This is a genomic window from Acidobacteriota bacterium (assembly GCA_016196035.1).
Lineage (GTDB): Bacteria > Acidobacteriota > Blastocatellia > RBC074 > RBC074 > JACPYM01.
This window is the reverse complement of sequence record JACPYM010000026.1, coordinates 1-17,786: the sequence shown is the minus strand read 5'-3', so window position 1 is coordinate 17,786 and position 17,786 is coordinate 1. Positions and strand designations below refer to the sequence as shown.

The window sequence follows — 17,786 nt, the reverse complement described above, 5'->3', positions numbered from 1 at the left end:
TAACGCAATTTGCCGCTGGCTTGCGTCGCCTGCGGCAGCACATCAACCACAACCGACAAGGAGAAAACCATGACACACGTCGTTCACCAATCCACTTCGCAATTCACGCGCGCCGCGCTATGCAGCCTGCTGCTGGCTGCCGCGCTCGCGTCCTTCACGTTCGCGCAAACCGCGCCGCCCGCGCCGCAGTTTTTCCGCGTGCAAGTGCTCAAAACGAATCCGGGCGTGAGCGCCGAATGGCAAGCCCTCTACAAAAACGAAGTGCTGCCGGCCTTGAAGAAAGCCGGCGTCAAACAGCACACCGTGTTGCAGGTCGTCCAGGGCGATGTGCGCCAGTGGGTCATCATCTCGGCGGCGCTGGAGAATTTTGCCCAACTCGATGAACCCACGCCGCTCGTCAAGGCGTTGGGCGAAGAAGGCGCGCGGGCGCTGAACAACAAACAGGGACGGCTGCTGGCGGAATGGCATAGCTACGTCGCGCAAGGCCGGCCCGACTTGGGCATTGCGCCGACCTCGAACGAGCCGATCAAACTGGCGTCGGCGATCAGCACAACCGTGACGCCTGGTCGCGCGGCGGAATGGGAAAAATATGTCAAGGAAAGCAACCTGCCGGCGGCGAAGAAAGCCGGTATCAAAGGCGTATTGGTGGGCAAGGTTGCCGTGGGCGGCGACACCAATGAATACCGCACGTTGCTGCTCTTCGATTCCTATGCCGACGGGTTCAGGTTTGCGCAGGCCTCGAGCAAGGCGAAGGCCGAATTGAATCTGGCGACGGCGGCGCCCGCTGGCGTCGTGGCGCATTCGGAAATGCTGACCGTGCGCTACGTGCCGGAACTGAGCATCCGGCCTGAAGCGCAGAAATAGGTACAAACGGCCAGGCCGTCTGGCGTTCCCCCAATCTACTTCAACTCGAATGCGTGCGGCCTGCCAACCGCTGTTGTAAAGGTTAAGCGGGTAAGCCAAGCGCGTACCAGTCCGGCTTCACCGTGCTGGCACGCGCTTGAGTCTCTCGGCCAGCCGCTGCTCAATCAAGGGAGCTTCAACCCAGGCGGCAAACTGCCCGAACGTGCCATAGCGGACGTAGGCATAGCCGCCGTTAACCGTTTTTCCAGCACTGTCACTGGAGAAGCCACAAGGGAATCCCCAAGCTTCGCCCCATGAATTTTGCATGATCCAGGCTTGCTTGCGGTCGTCCCAGCCAACCACCAAAACGTAATGATTGAACGGCAAATCGGCCCTGGCCTCAAAAACCGGCGTGAGGTTTTCCGGCGGTTGCCAGGGAATCACCAGCGTCAGTTCACCCCGTGCGTTCAGGCGCATTTTCGCGTCCGTGTTTTGGGGCAAGCGCAGCGCAAACTTGCTGGTGGCGGAATCCTGTTCGAGGTTCACCGCATTGCTGGCGGGGAAATGCAAAATAAAGGTTTCAGTCTCGCGTATAGAATCTTTGCCAGGCCCCCCAAAAACATCTGTGTTTATGTGATTAAACTCCGCCACATCCAGGTCTTTTTGAGCGGCACGAAGATGTGTGCCTTGCGTGAAGATCGCCGCAGCCTCTGGCAAAAACTGGTAACGGCGATCCCCGCCCTTGGGCAGATTCAGATTGAAGAACTCGCCGTTCAGAGAGGGTACCGCTTGCTTGCGCACCAGTTTGGCGGGAATACAAACAAGCAAGCCGCCGCTTATCTGCTCGCGCTTGAAACTAATACCCGTGTCGGCATTCCTGCCGAGTTCTTCGCTTTGCTCAAGCAGCCGCAAATCGCCGTACTCTTCCAACCCCTTCGTATTGATGCCCACCGCCAACGGGCCGTGTTCCAGCAAGGCGCTTTTCAAATCTTCAACGGGCGGAATGGCAAAAGGCTTGGCCTGATTCACATAATCCCAACCGACGATTTTGATTCTGTCGGTGGTCTGGTTCTGACAATGTCCTTTGGGCAGGGGCCTATCCCGTTCCGGAATTTTAGCGACAGGTTGCGCGGGCGCGGGCTGATCGAGCGGTGTGCCGTTCAGGCTGACCTCGCTATGCGGAATGCCCCGTTTGAAATAATAGTTGAACGCCGTTTCATACCGCCCGCCCCCGTTACAGTTGCGCGGCGCCACGCAATGCAACGTGCTGTGCACATTCAGATCAACCCAGGAAACAAAAAACGTGTCGGGACGTGAATCCATATTGTTCGTCGCAAAGTTCGCCAGTTGAATCCGCAAATTGCTTTCCAACACCGCCGTCGCCGTATGCGCCCAGCACGAACCGCACTTCTCCTGATCGCGCACCGCTGGCACGACTGCCTTGATCCGCCAATCGAAGCGCGGCAAAAATTTATGCAACTCACCGATGGGAAGCTGTTCGAGTTGGCTGCGGCTTTGGCCGGAAGCTCCGCGCCGGACGATGTCATCAACGACCGTTTCTTTGACAGTTTGGCTGACGAGGCGGCGCGCGCCCTGTGCCATCGCCGTGTCGTATCGCCCCTGCAATTGCTGGCGAAACTGCTCGACCTTTTGGCTTAATTCCGCCCCGCGCACCCCCTCGTTCGGAACCAGTTTGGGCGGCTGATTAAGCTCCTCAAGTTCCAGTCGCTGGAATCCCTCTTCTTCAGTCAGTTCTGCTTGCTTATTGCTGTCATTCTGTTTTTCAGAAGAAGGGTTCGGCTTAGTTTTTTTCATCATTGACGGCCCTTGATTTCAACGGTTTTAGTGCCAGCGGCGGGGCCTCTTGCTAGTTTTGGCGCGCCTGTTCATAAGCTCCGCGCCGGAGCGGCATTTGACACGTGCCGCTCCGACGCAGCTTGAGCACAATAAACCACACGGGTGCGCTAAACATTTGGCTCCTGCTGAGCCGGATTCGGGACATGCGAACACGCTCCCTTCACTGAATACAGGCCACCCGCTTTGCCGACAGACTAATTCCCCTCTCCCGGCGGAATACAACACTCAGTGCCACACTCCGCCTGAGTTGCGGCACATACCGACCCATCACCAAAACAATCAATCGTGCCTGCCGGACAGTGACCGATAAGGCCGGTAAAGTTTTTGCGAATCACCCGCTTAACGCCTTTGGTCGCTCCGACGAGAGCAACAATCTTAGCGCGGTTGGCTTTTCCTGGAGCCCTGCCACTTAAGGTAACCACTCCCTGTTGGCAGCTAATCCCGAACCTGAACCCTGCGTCCTTGAAGGCCTTTAGTTTTGCGTCGGTCATCCCTTTGCGGATATTCGCCATCACGGCTTTCAACAGTTCGGCATCGCTTGGCGGTTGGCTGGCAACCGCTTGCGGCCCCGCTTTCAGAGTGTTGCTAAGGGCGGTGTGGCGGCGCGCGGCAAAAGACCCGTCACCAAAGACCAACACCAGCAAACCAATCAGCGTGAGACTGGCCAGCGTAAATTTCTTGGACATCGTGTGTTCTCCTTCAATCACGACCGGCACAGACGCTGCAACTGCGCATTGCTCCATGCTGGTCAATGGGTGTGTAAAACTACTTGTTTTGATCTGAAGCCACTCTTTACACAGTTGGCCCTTGTTTAGGTGGAGCCTATGCGTAATTCACGACCTATGCTTCCAACGGTTTTAGCGCCAGCGGCGCGGCCTGTTTATAGTTTTGGCGAGCAATTGTTCCCAATCTCCGTAGGAGCGACATCTGGTACAGGCCGCTCCTACGGAGCTTGGGAACAATGACCACGCGATTTCTATAAACATTTGGCTCCGACAGAGCCGGATGCGGAACCTGCTGAATTACGCATACTCTTCATTTAAGCCATGCGCAAAAAGTGACTGAAAACCGCCATCCGAAAATATTTTTTTTGGAGAAGCTGCCTCAACACAAATGGGCGTTGCTCATTCAAAGTTGGTCAGCATCGCAATCACATTATGCTTGGTCTGCTTGCCAAAAAAGACGGCACGGCCATCCGGCGACCAAGCCAAGCTGGAAAGATAGAGTTGTGGATCGTTGTTGCTGGTCAGTTTCTTCGCAACGCCACCCACGACCGGCAGCACCCAGACGTTATCTTTCCCATCCTGCCGCGCGACATAGGCAATCGTTTGCTTGTCTGTGGAGAGATAAATGTTATGCAAATAGGTATTTGGCAAAACAGCGATCACTTTCTGTTCGCCCGTGGCGACTGAAATACGCAGCAAACTAATTTCTGAGGGAGAAAGGTGATCATTGCCCCGTGGCCGTCTGGCGAAGACCAATTCCTTGTCTTGCTGCGACCAACCTAGCAAGCGTACTAAATTGTTTTCTGGCAAAACAGCCCGCGAGTTTTTTGTTCCGGCTTCGGTTACCCAGAGACCAGCCACTGCTTTAGGGGTTGCGATCAAATAAGCCAAGCGCTTGCCGTCTGCTGACCAAAACGGGCTATCGGCATTCACGCCCGGCTCTCTATGGTTCGTGACTTGTGTATTACTTGAACCGTCAGCGGCAACTACCCAAAGATTGAACAGCCCATTTGTCTCCTTGCTATACGCCAGCCTGCTGCCATCCGACGACCAATCAAAGTTAGTCGCTTGCATACGATTGTAGGGCAAGGGAGTAGCATTGATCCCGGACAAAGCGCCTTTCACTAATTGATTCTCTTCACCACTGCTGACAGTGATCGTCCAAAGGCTATCTTCGCGGCCTTGCCTGCGTCTGAAGGCCAGCCGCTTGCCATCGGGCGCCCATTTGGGCCAAACGGCTTCTTTTGCCAGCACCACCGGCCTGTCTGCTGAACTGAGGGATTTGGTCAGAATCGAACTCTGATAAAGATTGTTCGCCTGGTTGAAATTCCTGACACTCTGATAGGCGACGATGGGCCGAGTGGGTGAAACGTCAGGCCAGCTTTCAAAGCCGATCTCTGAGGCCACGGCAAATTCTTCGGCCTTGGCCACCTGCACGCCCCAAAGGTCCGACTCTTCCAATGACGAGCCGTAAAGCACCTTCGTGCCATCCGCCGAAACATCCAACACCCGGATGTCCTGATCGCCGAACGTGAGCTGTACGGCTTGGTGGCCTGCCCGGTCACCCACGAAGATTTGTGACGCGCCCCCGCTGCTCGCGCTAAAAAAGATGCGCTTGTTATCGGGATGCCAAACCGTTTTTGAGGCTCTCGCCGCCAGCTTGGCTACACGCTTGGGCGCGCCACCACTGACAGGCATTGTGAAAATAGCATCCTCCTGATCAACCCTGCCGCCATAGGCGATCTGCAATTCGTCAGGCGAGATGCTGATCGTATTTTGCACGACTTGCGCGGCGGTGAAATTGGTCAACTGTTTGGCCGCCCCCGTCCTTAGATCGAGCGCATAAAGATTATGATTCACCTCGTAATAGAGCGTTGCGCCGCTGCGTGACCACGTCCGTAATTGGACGCCAATCTCATTCGCCGCCAGTGCCTTGAGCAAGGTCGGCGTATTGCCGAGCGGAGGTTTGCGCCAAATCCCCGGCTGATTGGGACGCATCGAAATGTAGGCCAGCTCTTCTCCATTCGGTGACCAGATCGGGTTGCGATTGTAAAACTCGTCTTTGGTGCTTTGTTCGGCCCCGCCCGCCGCCGCCTGTTTGACCCACACGCTGCTGGTTCCGCCTTTGAACGAAGTAAAGGCCACCCATTTCCCATCCGGCGAGAACGAACCCAGACTGTTCACTTCGCCAATCGCGCTCTGCCAGGTAAAGACCTCCGCCGTCTTCAGCGAGGCCGGCGGCGGAGCTTCGACTGACCTGCCGCGTTCAGCCGACCACCACCAGAGCGCGCCGCCCAGCAACGCCACCACCGGTAAAGCCCACCTGGCCCGCTTGAAGGGGAACCGTGGGGTGGTTGGCAGCACAACTTGCGCGGCTGCTGAACCGGAGGTCTGCGCCTGCCCCGAACGCGCCAGCCGCGCGCTCATTGCGGATTCCTGCTTGAGCGCCTGCAAGTCAATCTGCACATCGCGCGCGGTCTGATACCGGTCGCGGCTGTCTTTGGCGAGCGCCTTGCGCAGAATGCGTTCCAGTTCGGGTGGCGTGTCGGGCAGGTACACATTCAAGGGCGGCATTTCTTTGTGGATGATCGCCGCGATCACGTCGGCGGTCGTCTCGCCTTCAAACAGCGGCTTGCCGGTCAGCAATTCATAAAGCACCACGCCCAAACTGAAAATGTCGGTGCGCGCATCCAGCGCCCGTCCGCGCGCCTGTTCGGGCGACATGTAACGCAGCGTGCCCAGGATCATGCCCGGCAGTGTTTGCATCTCAGCGGGCGTCGTCTGGGCGTCGGTGTCAATTTGGTTGTCGCCGGAATTGCTCGTCGCCGTCAGTTTGGCCAAGCCGAAATCCAGCACCTTGACCAGGCCATCGGGCCGCACCATCAGGTTTTCGGGTTTGATGTCACGATGCACGATGCCCGCGTGATGCGCCGCGTCCAACGCCGACGCGATCTGGCAGCCGAGTTCGAGCGTCCGGTGCAGGCGTTTGCTTTCTTCGTCCGGCTTCCAATCGCGCAAGGTCACGCCCTCGATGTATTCGGTGGCGATGAAATGGGTCTGGCCGTGTTCAGAAGCGGCCACGCCAATTTCATAAATCGTGATGATGTTGGGATGATTGAGCGCGCTGGCGGCTTTGGCTTCGCGGATGAAGCGTTGCAGGCGTTCGGGGTCTTGCGTGAATTTCTGCGGCAATAACTTGAGCGCGACGCGGCGTTCCAGACTGGCATCGCGCGCCAAAAAAACTTCGCCCATGCCGCCGGCACCGATGCGCGCCAGGATTTTGTAATGACTGAGTTGTTGCCCGATGGCCGCACCCAGCGGCTTGGTTGGCTTTTCGTCAGCGGCCAGACTTTGCGCGGCCAGTTGCAGGGCGGGCGCGGTCAAAAACCCGCTGGCCTGATCGTTGGCAGCCAGCAGCAACTCGACTTCGCGCCGCACCTCGGCATCGTCCCCACAGACGGACACCAACCAAGCAGCGCGCTCATTGGCCGGGCACTCCAGCGCGTCGTGATAAAGCTGTTCGATTCGTTGCCAGCGTTCAGGGGTCATAGGGGACAAAGCCTAGGGGCAAATCGCACACGTGGCAGACCTGGTTACAGGACGAATAACCCAGTCCGCTTACCCCTTTGATTCTGCTTGCGCGATGGTTTTGCGCGCGGAATCTAGCACACCAGTCGCGTTCTAGCCATTTTCGCCCAAGCGCTCACAAAAAAGTTTTGTACTGTTTGGCGGGTTTGCGGCGGTCTCGGCGCATTACCCAGTGAGGACAGACGGACAGCAAACACAAGCGTGGAAAACGCTGCCCGGCAATCAAAGAATGTTGGATTCACAAGGAGGACAGTATGAAAAGAACCGCTTTGAACATGATGCTGACGTTGGTTTGCACCGCTGTGTTGGCCGCCGTGGCCGTGGCCGCCCTGGGAACGAATTTGATGACGGCGAAAATTCCGTTCGACTTCAATATCGGCAGCCAGCGGCTTCCGGCAGGCACTTACACCGTGAGCCGCGCCAATGCGGCGGGCGTCTTGATCGTGCGCAATGACCAGACCGCCAAAAGCGTGGCGGTGATCACCAATGCGGGTCAACGCAGCACGCCGAATGAAAAAGCCCAACTGGATTTTCGCCGCTACGGTGACCAGTATTTTTTGAGCAGCGTCAAACAAGCCTTCACGGGGAACTATTTTGAAGCGCCCAAATCGCGCCGCGAACGCGAGACCGCCGAGGCCGCAAAAAACCTGGCGCGCCATCAGGCCGTCCCTGAGACCGTCACCATCACGGTGGAATAAACCTTCCCCACACCTGCCGCCGCGTGCTTGCAACTCAGCCAGCGCACGCAGCGGCGGCGCCATACGGTGGCTTCAGCCACTACACGCACCCCTGGGAAAGTTTTTTCGTAAGGTTGACCGCCGCTGCCGAGGCGCTCACTTTTTAGCCAGCTCTTGATAGAGCCAGGCGCGCGCCAGATTCCAATCGCGTTGCACGGTGCGCAATGACAGATTCATGACTTCGGCGATCTCTTCCTCGCTCAACCCGCCGAAGAATTTTAATTCGACCAGCCGGCTCTTGCGCGGATCGAAAGCCTCTAATGCGGCCAGCGCGTCATCCAGCGCAATGACGCTGGCACTCTGTTCCTGGACGGCGTTTTCGGCTTGAGTGAGCGAAACGCGCAACATATCGCCGCCACGTTTTTGTTGCTGCCTGCGGCGGGCGTGATCCACCAAAATGCGTCGCATCACTTGGGCGGTAATGCCGAAAAATTGCGCGCGGTTCTGCCATTGCACCGCCCCGCCGTCAATCAACCGAACAAACGCTTCATTGACCAGCGCGGTGGGTTGCAAGGTATGGCCGGGCCGCTCGCGCCGCAAATACAATTCCGCCAGCCGATGCAATTCGGTTTCGACCAGCGGCACCAACTGCGCCAAGGCGCCTTCTTCGCCCTGGCCCCAGGCCAATAACAATTGTGTGACTGCGTGCGAAGATGAAGTAGCCATATTCGAATTATCCTTCCTTTGCCGGGGCAGAAGGGCAGTTGCTCAAGCCGTCGCTGGCCCAAGCGATTTCCAATCAGGACGCTATTCCGCCAGCGCCGCCACATGTGCCCGCACCGTCGCGCCCAGCGTGTGCAGGTTGTAGCCGCCTTCCAAACAGGCCACGACACGCCCCTGTCCGGCTTCTTTCAAGCGCTGCGTCAGCCGTGCGTAGGTCGCGTCTTCCAGCAACAACTGTCCCAGCGGGTCTTCGCGATGCGCGTCAAAGCCAGCCGAAACGACGACCAGATCGGGCGCGAAGCTCTTCATGACCTGCGCCAATCCGTCTTCAAACAGCCGCACATAATCCTCCACGGGCGTGGCCGCGTGCACGGGCACATTCAGATTGAACCCCGTGCCTTCCGCCGCGCCGCGTTCGTTGGCCGCGCCGGTGCCGGGATACCAGGGATATTGGTGCAGGCTGAAAAAATAAACCGAGGGGTCATCGTAAAAAATGTCCTGTGTGCCGTTGCCGTGATGCACGTCGAAATCGGCGATGAGCACACGTTTGACATGTTCAGGGTATTTGTCCTGCGCATAACGCGCCGCCACTGCGACATTGTTGTACAGACAAAAGCCCATTGAACGGCCCACTGTGGCGTGATGCCCCGGCGGACGGCAGGCGACAAAGGCATTGGCGGCCTCGCCCGTCAGCACGGCATCCACGGCGCGACAGGCGCCGCCCGCCGCCAGCCGCGCGATACGTTCGGATTCGGGCGAAACCTGCGTGTCGGCATCCAGCGCGGCGTAGCCGAATTCGCAGGCGCGCCCGACGCGCGCAATCGTTTGTTCGGTGTGACAGCGCAACAATTCTGCGAGAGTCGCCTCGCGCGGCGCGAGTTTGTGCAACGCCGACCACAAACCAGCGTCGGCCTGCAACCCGCCGAGCACGGCGCTGTAGCGTTCTTGCCGTTCGGGGTGATCGCCCGTATCGTGGCGCAAATAGTCGTCGGAATAAATGATTGCGGTGGACATAGCGCGGATGTTAAGCATGTTTGGCGCGGTGGGCAATAGTTGGCTGGTATGCGGTTTGCTGGTTTGACGGTCTTTTATCGGTTACGCAACGCACGCTGGCGCAGCGTTCCTCGTCAAGCGTTCAACAGAGTAAATAAGAGTGACGCATAAATCTTCCATCACGGCGGTTGTTTTGGCCGGGCTAACGCTAGGTAGCTTCGCGCTCGTCTCGAGCTATATCAGCAAGAAACCCAATCGCCCAGGGATGACGGCCATCGCCCCAAGTCCAACACAAGCTGCCGCACCGGCCGCCGTGGCCGCTGCCACACCCAGCCGCCAACCGACGGCGGAAAAACGCATGTACGAAGATATGGGCCAGGCCGTAGCACTGCTCGATCAGTTGCGCGACGCGGTGTTGGCGAGCGACTGGGCCGCGGCGCAAACCCGCTTTGCAGAATTTACGAATAAGACCCGGCAGTTGCCCGCGCCGCAATTGAATCAGGCCGAACTCTCGCCGCTCTGGCCGGACTTTCTCGCGCTTTATCGCGTGGAATTGGCGCGGGCGTTGAACGAACAGCACGCGGGCAATGCGCGCTTTGCGCTCAATCAACTTTACGCCATTGTCAGTGAATTGCGCGCCCGCTTAGGTTCACACGGCATGCCGCTGGAAATCGTGCGGCTCAACTTTCTGGTGCGCGAGGTTGAACTCTGGAGCCAGTTGAATAACGAGGCGCTCTTACGCGAGCGCGTCAACGCCCTGCGCGAAACCTGGCAAGATTTACGCCCAGTCATCGCCGCGCGCCGCAACGGGCGCGAGACCGCCGCGCATTTCGACACGCTGGTCGAACGCATCGTCACGGGCAGCAGCAATACAACCGCCGTCCCCGATTTGGCGGCGCTCATTACGGATTGCAATAAAGACCTGGAACAGATGGACAATCTTTTCCGCCGCCCCGTCCGCCCCGCCAATCCGACTACCAGTTCCGGGAATGCCGCGAAAAACGCCGCTGAAGATTGAGGCCGCAACGTGGCGCTTCTGCGCGCCAACCCGCAAAACCGCCACGGCCAATCCGCCACAAAACGTCTGAAGAAAATCCTGGTCCTTACCGACACGGCAGACGCAGGCCGTAATTCAGCCTTTCAGCCCGGGCTTGCAAGCTGGCATACTGGTTGCACCATTCACGCCCGGTAAGCTTAGCGGCAAGCGCCGGCCCTCCGAGCAAACCTGGCACCCCACATTTCAACGACCTTGCTTGAAGGAGAATGACAACTATGAAGAAAACCATCGTGATGCTCGTGCTGGCGGCCTTTATGTGCGGCGCGGCCTTTGGCCATAATCCTCCCTTTGCGGGCGGCGCCACAGCGGCGGCAGGCGGCGAGATGATGTCCAAGAAAAAGCCGAAAAAGAAAGCCCGGAAGAACTCCCAAAAAGACGATAAAAAGGCTGCCCCGACAGCGGCTCCCGCTGAAAGCCAACAGGCACAGGCTGAAGCAATGTCCACCAAGAAAAAGTCTAAGAAGTCGGACGAAACGACAGACTCAACGCCTGCCCCGACTGAAGGAAAATCCAGCAAGAAAAAGAAATCCGATTAACTCGGCGACGTAGCATTATTTACCAACTGGCCTGCGGCGTGAAAAACGCGCCGCAGGCCCACTGATTTACCACCAAAGCGGCCTCAACACTGACCCCACACGCTGTATCAATATGTGCCGCAGCCTCGACGGTTTCACAGCGGGTGACATAACACTGCGTTATGCAGCTCACTGCAACCGCAACTCACTAAATTTCGGAGGAATTCAATGAAACAAGCACTCGCAATCGTCTTTGCCAGCGGTTTAATCGGCACAGCGCTCACGCTTTCAGGTTGTGCACAACCTGAAGCGCCCAAACCCGCACCGGCTCCGGCGGCTTCACCTGCCGCCGCGACACCCGCCCCCACCGAAGCGCCTAAATTGACTGCCGCTGATCATCTGACCAGCGCCAAAGACAGCTTGACCAAAGCGGTCGGCGAATTGAAAGAGAAAAATTATCAGGGCGCGCAGGATTTGCTCACCTCAACGAAAACGCATTTGACCGAAGCGGCGGCCACGGCGCCGGCCCCCGTCAAAGCGGGCATTGACAAAGTTGTCGCCAGCCTCGCGGGGATTAAGGACATCAAAGCCCCCGGCACCGACAAGACCTTGAGCAATCTGGCCGCAACCGTGACTTCGCTGGCCGAAACGGCGAAGAAGGCGGGCGCCATGGCCGACACCGCCAAAGGCGCAATGACGGGTGCTGCCAGCGCCGCTGGCGGCATGATGGACAAAGCCGCTGGGGCCGCCAAAGACGCGGCACCGAAGAAGCACTGAAAGAAGCGGCTCTCAAACCTAGACTGAAGTCGGTCTGGTAACCAAAAGGCGCACAGGGAGCCAACTCCTCTGTGCGCCTTTTGCTATTTCCACAAATTGACACTCGCACGAGCCGCGTGGTATCTGACTATTCAAGGGAAGCAAAATAGCTCGCAATTCACGCACACCGTCGCGCCGCTGTTGCGCCGCGTGTGTGCCGTCCAGCAACTGTTTTGCCACGCTCGAACCCTATGCCAAACGCGGACACGCACGATCGCATCACTTATCTTTTCGCCCCCGTCACCTTCATCACGGCGCAGTGGTATTGGCAAGCGCCCCTGCTGGCGCTGATTGCCACCGCCGCCATGCTTTTCGCCGGACTGATGTTCGGCCCCGATCTGGATTTGCATAGCCGCCCCTATCGCCGCTGGGGGCCGCTACGGTTTATGTGGCGACCGTATCAGGCCGCGCTGCAACACCGCTCCAAGTTTTCGCACGGCCCTATCCTGGGCACCATCGTTCGCATCGTTTATTTCCTGGGCGTCTTCACCTTTGTCGGCAGCATCGTGCTGTACATTCAACAAAGCTACATCCACGGCGTGCAAACGACGTGGCAGCAGCAATACCTGCTGTTGCGCAACGATGTGTTCGATTATTGGCGCGGTGCCGACCGGCAATACCTGCTGGCGGGCTTTGTCGGCATGTGTTTTGGCGCGCTGACGCATACGGCGGCGGACATTATCTGGTCGTCATTGAAAAGAACCATGCGGCGCTCGCGGCGTTAGCGCTGGCTGCCGGTCAATCAAGAGAAGCAACTCCATTCCTCGTGGGGGCGAATCTGCTCGTGCGAGCGCGGCACGAATAAATTCACCCCCACAAGGAAAACCGGAGCCTATGAAAACCCTGACACACTTATTGCAAAACAATCGCGACTGGGCCAACCAAATGACCCGTCTGACGCCGGATTTCTTTGCCAAGCTGGCGCAGCAACAAACGCCGCCTTACCTCTGGATCGGCTGTTCGGATAGCCGCGTCCCCGCGACTCAACTGGTCGGACTCGATCCCGGCGAAATGTTTGTGCACCGCAACGTCGCCAATCTGGTCACGCACACCGATTTCAATTGCCTGTCAGTGTTGCAATACGCCGTCGAGGTTTTGCAGGTCAAACACATTATCGTGTGCGGCCATTACGGCTGCGGCGGTGTCAAGGCCGCGCTACAGGCACAGCGGCTCGGCTTGATTGACAACTGGTTGCGCCACCTGCAAGACATTGCCGAAAAGCACGCAGCGGCGTTGCACAAAACGGCGGATGAAGAGCAACGACTCGCCCGGCTTTGTGAGTTAAACGTTATTGAACAGACCATCAACGTATGCCAAACCACGATCGTGCAGGACGCCTGGACGCGCGGACAAGAGCTTTTCATTCACGGCTGGATTTACGGTTTGCAGGACGGCCTCGTGCGCGACATGCAAGTCACTATCGGCAGCCGCGACGCGCTCTGGCCCGCCTATCAACAAGCCACGGCGGCTTATCTGTAAAGACGCCGTTCACGTAATTGAGGAGCGTGCGGAATGCAGCAGCCTTGTCAGCATTGGGCTAACGCCATTCGCCATTCGCCATTCTCCATGCTTGGGCAAAGAGTTCCTGCGCCAGTGTTGCCTCTGCCTCAGAATGGAGAATTGAAAATGAAGAATGCTTTGCTGAAAGGCCTACGGGCCAGCCGAATTGCGCACACTCTTACGTAATTTCAGCAAATTGACAGCCTTTCACATCGCGTGCTAGCTTCGCGCCGTTTTGTATCAAGCGGTTCACGAGCACAATCAAACACCCCCACAGCCACAGACTTTGGCGGAACACATTGCCCAACGCGGCAGGTTGCGCAGCTATACCGAATTTGCCGTCGCCTGGGTGATCCTGCACGTGTTAGGCGCCTTGCCGCGCGCGTTGGCGCTCAAAGTTGGCCAGGCGGTCGGCGCTCTGGCGCAGCGGGTCTTGCCCCATTTGCGCCGCCACGCCGAAACGAATCTGCGCTTGGCGTTGCCTGGTCTCGATGCAACCGAGCGGCAACAAATTCAGCGCGGCGTCTTTCGCAATCTGGGCCGCCTGCTGGGTGAAGTCAGCCAATTCCCTAAACTTACAAGTGCGAACATCGAACAAGTCGTCGTTTACGAAGGGCTGCAAAACTATCTGGACGCCGTCGCCCAGGGACGCGGCGTGATCCTGCTGACAGGGCACATCGGCGCGTGGGAGCTGTCGGTTTATGCGCATTCGGTCTACGGCTACCCAATGTCCTTTCTCAAACGCAACGTGGACAATCCGCTCGTCGAAGCGCTGGCTGAACGCCGCCGCGCGCATTTCGGCAATCGCGGCATTGATAAACGTGGTTCGGTGCGCGAGGTTTTGAAAACGCTCAAAGCGGGCGGCGTGGTCGGCATTTTGGCTGACTTGAATGCTTCGCGCGAAGAAGGCGTGTTTTGCGATTTCTTTGGCAGCCCGGCCTGCACGACGGCGGGGGTGGCGACGCTGGCCTTGCGCACGGGCGCGGTTGTTTTGCCTGGTTATTTGCTCTGGGACGAAGCGACGCAGATTCACCGGCTGCATTTCGAGCCGCCCGTCGAAACCATCAACACCGGCAATCAGAAAGAAGATGTGCAAGCCAATACGGCCCGCTATACGCAGCGGCTGGAAGCCGTAATTCGCCGCCATCCCGATCAATGGTTGTGGATTCACCGTCGCTGGCGCACACGTCCAGTTGGTGCGCCAGAAATCTATTAATCACCTGAGGTTGGCCATAGAGGCACGGAGTCACAGAGAGGAATTCTTACCTTTGATGACGCTCGTTCTACCTCTGTGACTCCGTGCCTCTGTGGCCAATCCTTTTTTCGCCGCGAAGACTCCGCTCAACTGGATAAAACCTATGGACTGGAAAGTTTTTCTGACAACCTTCGGCGCGATCTTCCTGGCCGAATTGGGCGACAAGACGCAGTTGGCGGCGATCACGCTGGCGGCGCAAACCCGCAAACCGCTGGCTGTTTTTATCGGCGCTTCATTGGCCCTGACGGCGGTCTCGTTGCTGGGCGTGGCGGCGGGCAGTGTGCTGGCCAATTACATCAACGCCGAATACCTGCACAAAGCTGCGGCAGTCGCCTTCATTTTCATAGGTGCGCTGATGCTTTGGGGCAAGTTATGAACAGGCGGGAGTCAGAATCCGCCATCCGCATCATGCTGGTCGCCGGGGAGGCGTCGGGCGATAAACACGGCGCGAAACTAGCGGCGGCCTTGCGCGCGGAACGGCCCGACGCGCAGTGGGAATTCTTTGGCGCGGGCGGCGACGAGATGCGCGCGGTGGGTGTCGAAACGCTGGTGGATGCGCGCGAGGTGGCGATTATGGGCGCGCTCGAAATTGCCAAGGCATTGCCAAAATTTCTGCGCGTCTTCCGGCGCTTGCGTGAGGCCGCGCGCGCACGCCAACCGCATCTGGTCATCCTGATTGATTGGCCGGAGTTCAATTTGCGGCTGGCGCGGCGGCTCAAACGCGACGGCCAGCGCATCGTCTATTACATCAGCCCGCAAATCTGGGCCTGGCGCGGTTACCGCATCCACGCAATCAAACGCGATGTCGAACGCATGCTGGTCATCCTGCCGTTTGAACAGGAATACTATCAACGCCACGGCGTCGAGGTGGATTACGTCGGCCATCCGCTGCTCGACAGTGTGCGCGTGACGGCGACCAGAGCGGAATTTTGTGCGCGTTACCAACTCGACCCGGCCCGGCCCATCGTGGCGCTCCTGCCGGGCAGCCGTCATTCGGAACTCAAATACATCCTGCCGCCGTTGCTTGAAAGCGCGCAGTTGCTCAACCAAACGCAGCCCCGGATTCAATTCGTCTTGCCGCTGGCGCGCACGTTGACGCGCGCTGAAGTGCCTGCGGCGGCGGTTGTGCGCTTGCCATTACGATTGCTTGAACACGACACCTACAACGCCATCGCCGCCGCCGATCTGGCCGTCGTCGCCAGCGGCACGGCAACGCTGGAAACAGCCATCATCGGGACGCCGCTGATCGTGGTCTATCGTGCCTCCGCCTTGAATTGGCGGCTCTTTCACCCGCTGATCAATGTACCCTTTGTCGGTATGCCCAATCTCATCGCTGGGCGGCAGATTGCACTCGAACTGTTGCAAAACGAGTTGAACGCGCCACGCCTGGCGGCAGAGCTTGTCACGCTGCTGGGTAACCCGGTGGGCTTGCAGCAACAGCGCGCGGAATTGGCCGCACTACGCCAGCAACTGGGCGACGCCAACGCCTCGGCACGGGCGGCGCAACGCATTATCGCGTTGCTGGCCGCGTCTTGATGCACGCTTGACTACGCGGGCAATTTGTTGACGCTTGTCCGGCCAGCCTGCCACCGACCGATGGCTCAGTGCTCATTCGGTTATAAGACAAACACCTACTAAGATTTTCATCCATCGTCCGATAGTAGAACATGAGCCACATTGTTATTTTGTGCGTGTCAGATCCGAATTCTTCTCCACGTCTTTCGGAACTGGTGATGAGGCAAATAGGAGAGCTGACCGGGAGCTTGAGTTTGACGCCGCGCGTTTGGCGAAAACAGCATGGCGGCTTGCCAGGCAGCGGGTTCAGCGGTGAGGCAAGCGTGGACGAAGCACAAATGAAAGACGACCTTAAGCAGGTATTGCTGGTCGGCTCCCAAGCGGCGTTGATTCGCCTGGTGACCGACAAATTGCATTCAATTGGTTATCACGTCATCTACGCCGCCGACCCCGCGACGGCAGTACGTGAAGCACAGACAAAACAGTTTGATCTTTTTATCTTCGATGAAGCGCAGCAAGACGATACGGGCTTGGAAATGTGCCAGGCGTTCCGGCTGCTGGATTCGGCAACGCCGATTCTGTTGTTTGCCGAAGAGATCAATACTGTTTCATTTAACAAAGCGTTACGGTCAGGCGCGCAGTGGCTGTTGAAAAAACCGGTGGACCCCTACCACCTGATTCCCACGGCCGTGCGGCTGATCTGTCAGGCAGAGAGTCAGCCTCGTGCAAGGCGACCCGCCCGGGAAATGAATCGTTATGTGCAAGATGAGCTTAAAGGTGTTGATTGCTGACGATTCGGCGCTGCTGCGCGAGCGGCTGACGCGGTTATTGTCGGCGATTGAGGGAGTCGAAGTAGCAGGCGAGGCGCCCGATGGCGCGACCGCGCTGCAACTGGCGCAGGTGATCAAGCCCGATGCACTCATTCTGGATTTACGGATGCCGGGCGGGAGCGGCATTGAGGTCTTGCAACAGATTCGGCAAGACGGCGGGAAGTTGAAAGTTATCATTCTGACCAGTTTTCCTTACCCGCAATATCGCGAACGCTGCCTAGCGGCAGGGGCGGATTATTTTTTCGACAAGTCGGAAGAATTGGAACTGGTCAGCGAAACCCTGCGCCAATTGAGCCGGTGTAAACAGCCGGAGCAGGACGGCGCGCCGGCTTTCTCGGCCGCCGGTTAAGCGCGGCAGATCTTTGCAAGTTTATCGGATGGGTGCGGCTTTTGGACGGACAGCCGGTGCATCTGGGGATAGCGTGGAAGATGCACAAGCGCTGTGGGTAGTTACGAACTTCGCGGGTTCGTCCTACGAGCTTAAGTCGCACCCTTTCTGGTCTAGCGGAATCGTTAAGCGTGGCAACGTATGGGGACGATTCCGCTAGGCCAGACTAGGGTTTTACAGATCAGGTAATTTCAGCCCGGTTTCCCAGCTTAACAAAACAATTCTTGCTGTAAATTTTTCGGTGACAATGTAGGGGCAGACCTGGGTGTCTGCCCAGGTGGCCGCAGACGGCATCGAAGGCCGCAAAAGCGACCGGGGCAGACACCCAGGTCTGCCCCTACATTGTCATCACCGGATTTTTTATAGGAGACGGCATGATGAGTAAGAGGTGCGGCGGTAAACTCCAGTTGCGAAAGTAGCTGGAGTAGATAGGTCAGAGGTTGAATCATCTCGTTGTGGCGATTGACCACGTAAAGGAGACTAATCGAACCTGCTGACCGAAGC

Annotated in this window: 17 protein-coding genes; 12 read left to right on the top strand and 5 right to left on the bottom strand. The window is 58.0% G+C overall.

What is annotated here, in order from left to right; all coding sequences use genetic code 11:
- Window positions 1-69: 69 nt before the first annotated feature.
- Window positions 70-864, top strand: a complete 795-nt coding sequence (locus HY011_09035) for a hypothetical protein (GenBank protein MBI3423070.1) — start codon at window positions 70-72, stop codon at window positions 862-864.
- Window positions 865-981: 117 nt separating this feature from the next.
- On the opposite strand, the gene HY011_09030 is transcribed toward HY011_09035, so the two are convergent.
- The 3 genes from HY011_09030 to HY011_09020 form a co-directional block, all read right to left on the bottom strand.
- A complete protein-coding gene (locus HY011_09030; protein MBI3423069.1) occupies window positions 982-2,661 on the bottom strand; it encodes a hypothetical protein in 1,680 nt (559 codons plus the stop codon).
- A 233-nt stretch (window positions 2,662-2,894) separates the two neighbouring features.
- Window positions 2,895-3,386 (bottom strand): BON domain-containing protein, encoded by a 492-nt coding sequence (locus tag HY011_09025; protein MBI3423068.1) that lies wholly within the window; start codon window positions 3,384-3,386, stop codon window positions 2,895-2,897.
- Between the two features lie 438 nt (window positions 3,387-3,824).
- On the bottom strand, window positions 3,825-6,974 hold the full coding sequence (locus tag HY011_09020; GenBank protein ID MBI3423067.1) for a serine/threonine-protein kinase: 3,150 nt from the start codon (window positions 6,972-6,974) through the stop codon (window positions 3,825-3,827).
- Window positions 6,975-7,267: 293 nt separating this feature from the next.
- On the opposite strand from HY011_09020, the gene HY011_09015 reads away from it, so the two are divergent.
- Window positions 7,268-7,711: a hypothetical protein gene (locus HY011_09015; GenBank protein ID MBI3423066.1), complete on the top strand. Its 444-nt coding sequence runs from the start codon at window positions 7,268-7,270 to the stop codon at window positions 7,709-7,711.
- A 135-nt stretch (window positions 7,712-7,846) separates the two neighbouring features.
- Here the strand turns inward: HY011_09015 and HY011_09010 are convergent, their stop codons facing one another.
- Together HY011_09010 and HY011_09005 are read right to left on the bottom strand one after the other, a co-directional pair.
- Window positions 7,847-8,416 (bottom strand): sigma-70 family RNA polymerase sigma factor, encoded by a 570-nt coding sequence (locus HY011_09010; GenBank protein MBI3423065.1) that lies wholly within the window; start codon window positions 8,414-8,416, stop codon window positions 7,847-7,849.
- 81 nt (window positions 8,417-8,497) lie between these two features.
- Window positions 8,498-9,427, bottom strand: a complete 930-nt coding sequence (locus HY011_09005; protein MBI3423064.1) for a histone deacetylase — start codon at window positions 9,425-9,427, stop codon at window positions 8,498-8,500.
- A gap of 139 nt (window positions 9,428-9,566) precedes the next feature.
- Here HY011_09005 and HY011_09000 point away from each other — a divergent pair, with 139 nt between their 5' ends.
- The 10 genes from HY011_09000 (at window position 9,567) to HY011_08955 (ending at window position 17,243) form a co-directional block, all read left to right on the top strand.
- Complete coding sequence (locus HY011_09000; protein MBI3423063.1) at window positions 9,567-10,424, top strand: hypothetical protein; 858 nt, start codon at window positions 9,567-9,569, stop codon at window positions 10,422-10,424.
- Between the two features lie 254 nt (window positions 10,425-10,678).
- Window positions 10,679-10,999 (top strand): hypothetical protein, encoded by a 321-nt coding sequence (locus HY011_08995; protein MBI3423062.1) that lies wholly within the window; start codon window positions 10,679-10,681, stop codon window positions 10,997-10,999.
- Between the two features lie 207 nt (window positions 11,000-11,206).
- Window positions 11,207-11,755 (top strand): hypothetical protein, encoded by a 549-nt coding sequence (locus HY011_08990; GenBank protein MBI3423061.1) that lies wholly within the window; start codon window positions 11,207-11,209, stop codon window positions 11,753-11,755.
- Between the two features lie 230 nt (window positions 11,756-11,985).
- Window positions 11,986-12,519, top strand: coding sequence for a metal-binding protein (locus HY011_08985; protein MBI3423060.1), 534 nt, complete (start codon window positions 11,986-11,988; stop codon window positions 12,517-12,519).
- Window positions 12,520-12,628: 109 nt separating this feature from the next.
- A complete protein-coding gene (gene can, locus HY011_08980; protein ID MBI3423059.1) occupies window positions 12,629-13,273 on the top strand; it encodes a carbonate dehydratase in 645 nt (214 codons plus the stop codon).
- Window positions 13,274-13,580: 307 nt separating this feature from the next.
- Window positions 13,581-14,510: a lysophospholipid acyltransferase family protein gene (locus HY011_08975; protein MBI3423058.1), complete on the top strand. Its 930-nt coding sequence runs from the start codon at window positions 13,581-13,583 to the stop codon at window positions 14,508-14,510.
- Between the two features lie 142 nt (window positions 14,511-14,652).
- Window positions 14,653-14,925 (top strand): TMEM165/GDT1 family protein, encoded by a 273-nt coding sequence (locus HY011_08970; protein ID MBI3423057.1) that lies wholly within the window; start codon window positions 14,653-14,655, stop codon window positions 14,923-14,925.
- Window positions 14,922-16,085, top strand: a complete 1,164-nt coding sequence (lpxB, locus tag HY011_08965; GenBank protein ID MBI3423056.1) for a lipid-A-disaccharide synthase — start codon at window positions 14,922-14,924, stop codon at window positions 16,083-16,085. The genes HY011_08970 and lpxB overlap by 4 nt, the downstream gene beginning before the upstream one ends.
- A 131-nt stretch (window positions 16,086-16,216) precedes the next feature.
- Window positions 16,217-16,855, top strand: a complete 639-nt coding sequence (locus tag HY011_08960; protein MBI3423055.1) for a response regulator — start codon at window positions 16,217-16,219, stop codon at window positions 16,853-16,855.
- Complete coding sequence (locus tag HY011_08955; protein MBI3423054.1) at window positions 16,821-17,243, top strand: response regulator transcription factor; 423 nt, start codon at window positions 16,821-16,823, stop codon at window positions 17,241-17,243. Before HY011_08960 ends, HY011_08955 begins: the two co-directional genes overlap by 35 nt.
- The last annotated feature ends 543 nt before the right edge of the window (window positions 17,244-17,786 follow it).

Bases quoted from the DNA above. Each gene is read 5' to 3' on its own strand.
- HY011_08955 (MBI3423054.1), top strand. From the start codon at position 16,821: ATGTGCAAGATGAGCTTAAAGGTGTTGATTGCTGACGATTCGGCGCTG.
- lpxB (MBI3423056.1), top strand. From the start codon at position 14,922: ATGAACAGGCGGGAGTCAGAATCCGCCATCCGCATCATGCTGGTCGCC.
- HY011_09005 (MBI3423064.1), bottom strand. From the start codon at position 9,427: ATGTCCACCGCAATCATTTATTCCGACGACTATTTGCGCCACGATACG.
- HY011_08995 (MBI3423062.1), top strand. From the start codon at position 10,679: ATGAAGAAAACCATCGTGATGCTCGTGCTGGCGGCCTTTATGTGCGGC.
- HY011_09015 (MBI3423066.1), top strand. From the start codon at position 7,268: ATGAAAAGAACCGCTTTGAACATGATGCTGACGTTGGTTTGCACCGCT.
- can (MBI3423059.1), top strand. From the start codon at position 12,629: ATGAAAACCCTGACACACTTATTGCAAAACAATCGCGACTGGGCCAAC.
- HY011_09025 (MBI3423068.1), bottom strand. From the start codon at position 3,386: ATGTCCAAGAAATTTACGCTGGCCAGTCTCACGCTGATTGGTTTGCTG.
- HY011_08960 (MBI3423055.1), top strand. From the start codon at position 16,217: ATGAGCCACATTGTTATTTTGTGCGTGTCAGATCCGAATTCTTCTCCA.
- HY011_09010 (MBI3423065.1), bottom strand. From the start codon at position 8,416: ATGGCTACTTCATCTTCGCACGCAGTCACACAATTGTTATTGGCCTGG.
- HY011_08990 (MBI3423061.1), top strand. From the start codon at position 11,207: ATGAAACAAGCACTCGCAATCGTCTTTGCCAGCGGTTTAATCGGCACA.
- HY011_09035 (MBI3423070.1), top strand. From the start codon at position 70: ATGACACACGTCGTTCACCAATCCACTTCGCAATTCACGCGCGCCGCG.
- HY011_08970 (MBI3423057.1), top strand. From the start codon at position 14,653: ATGGACTGGAAAGTTTTTCTGACAACCTTCGGCGCGATCTTCCTGGCC.
- HY011_09030 (MBI3423069.1), bottom strand. From the start codon at position 2,661: ATGATGAAAAAAACTAAGCCGAACCCTTCTTCTGAAAAACAGAATGAC.
- HY011_09020 (MBI3423067.1), bottom strand. From the start codon at position 6,974: ATGACCCCTGAACGCTGGCAACGAATCGAACAGCTTTATCACGACGCG.
- HY011_08985 (MBI3423060.1), top strand. From the start codon at position 11,986: ATGCCAAACGCGGACACGCACGATCGCATCACTTATCTTTTCGCCCCC.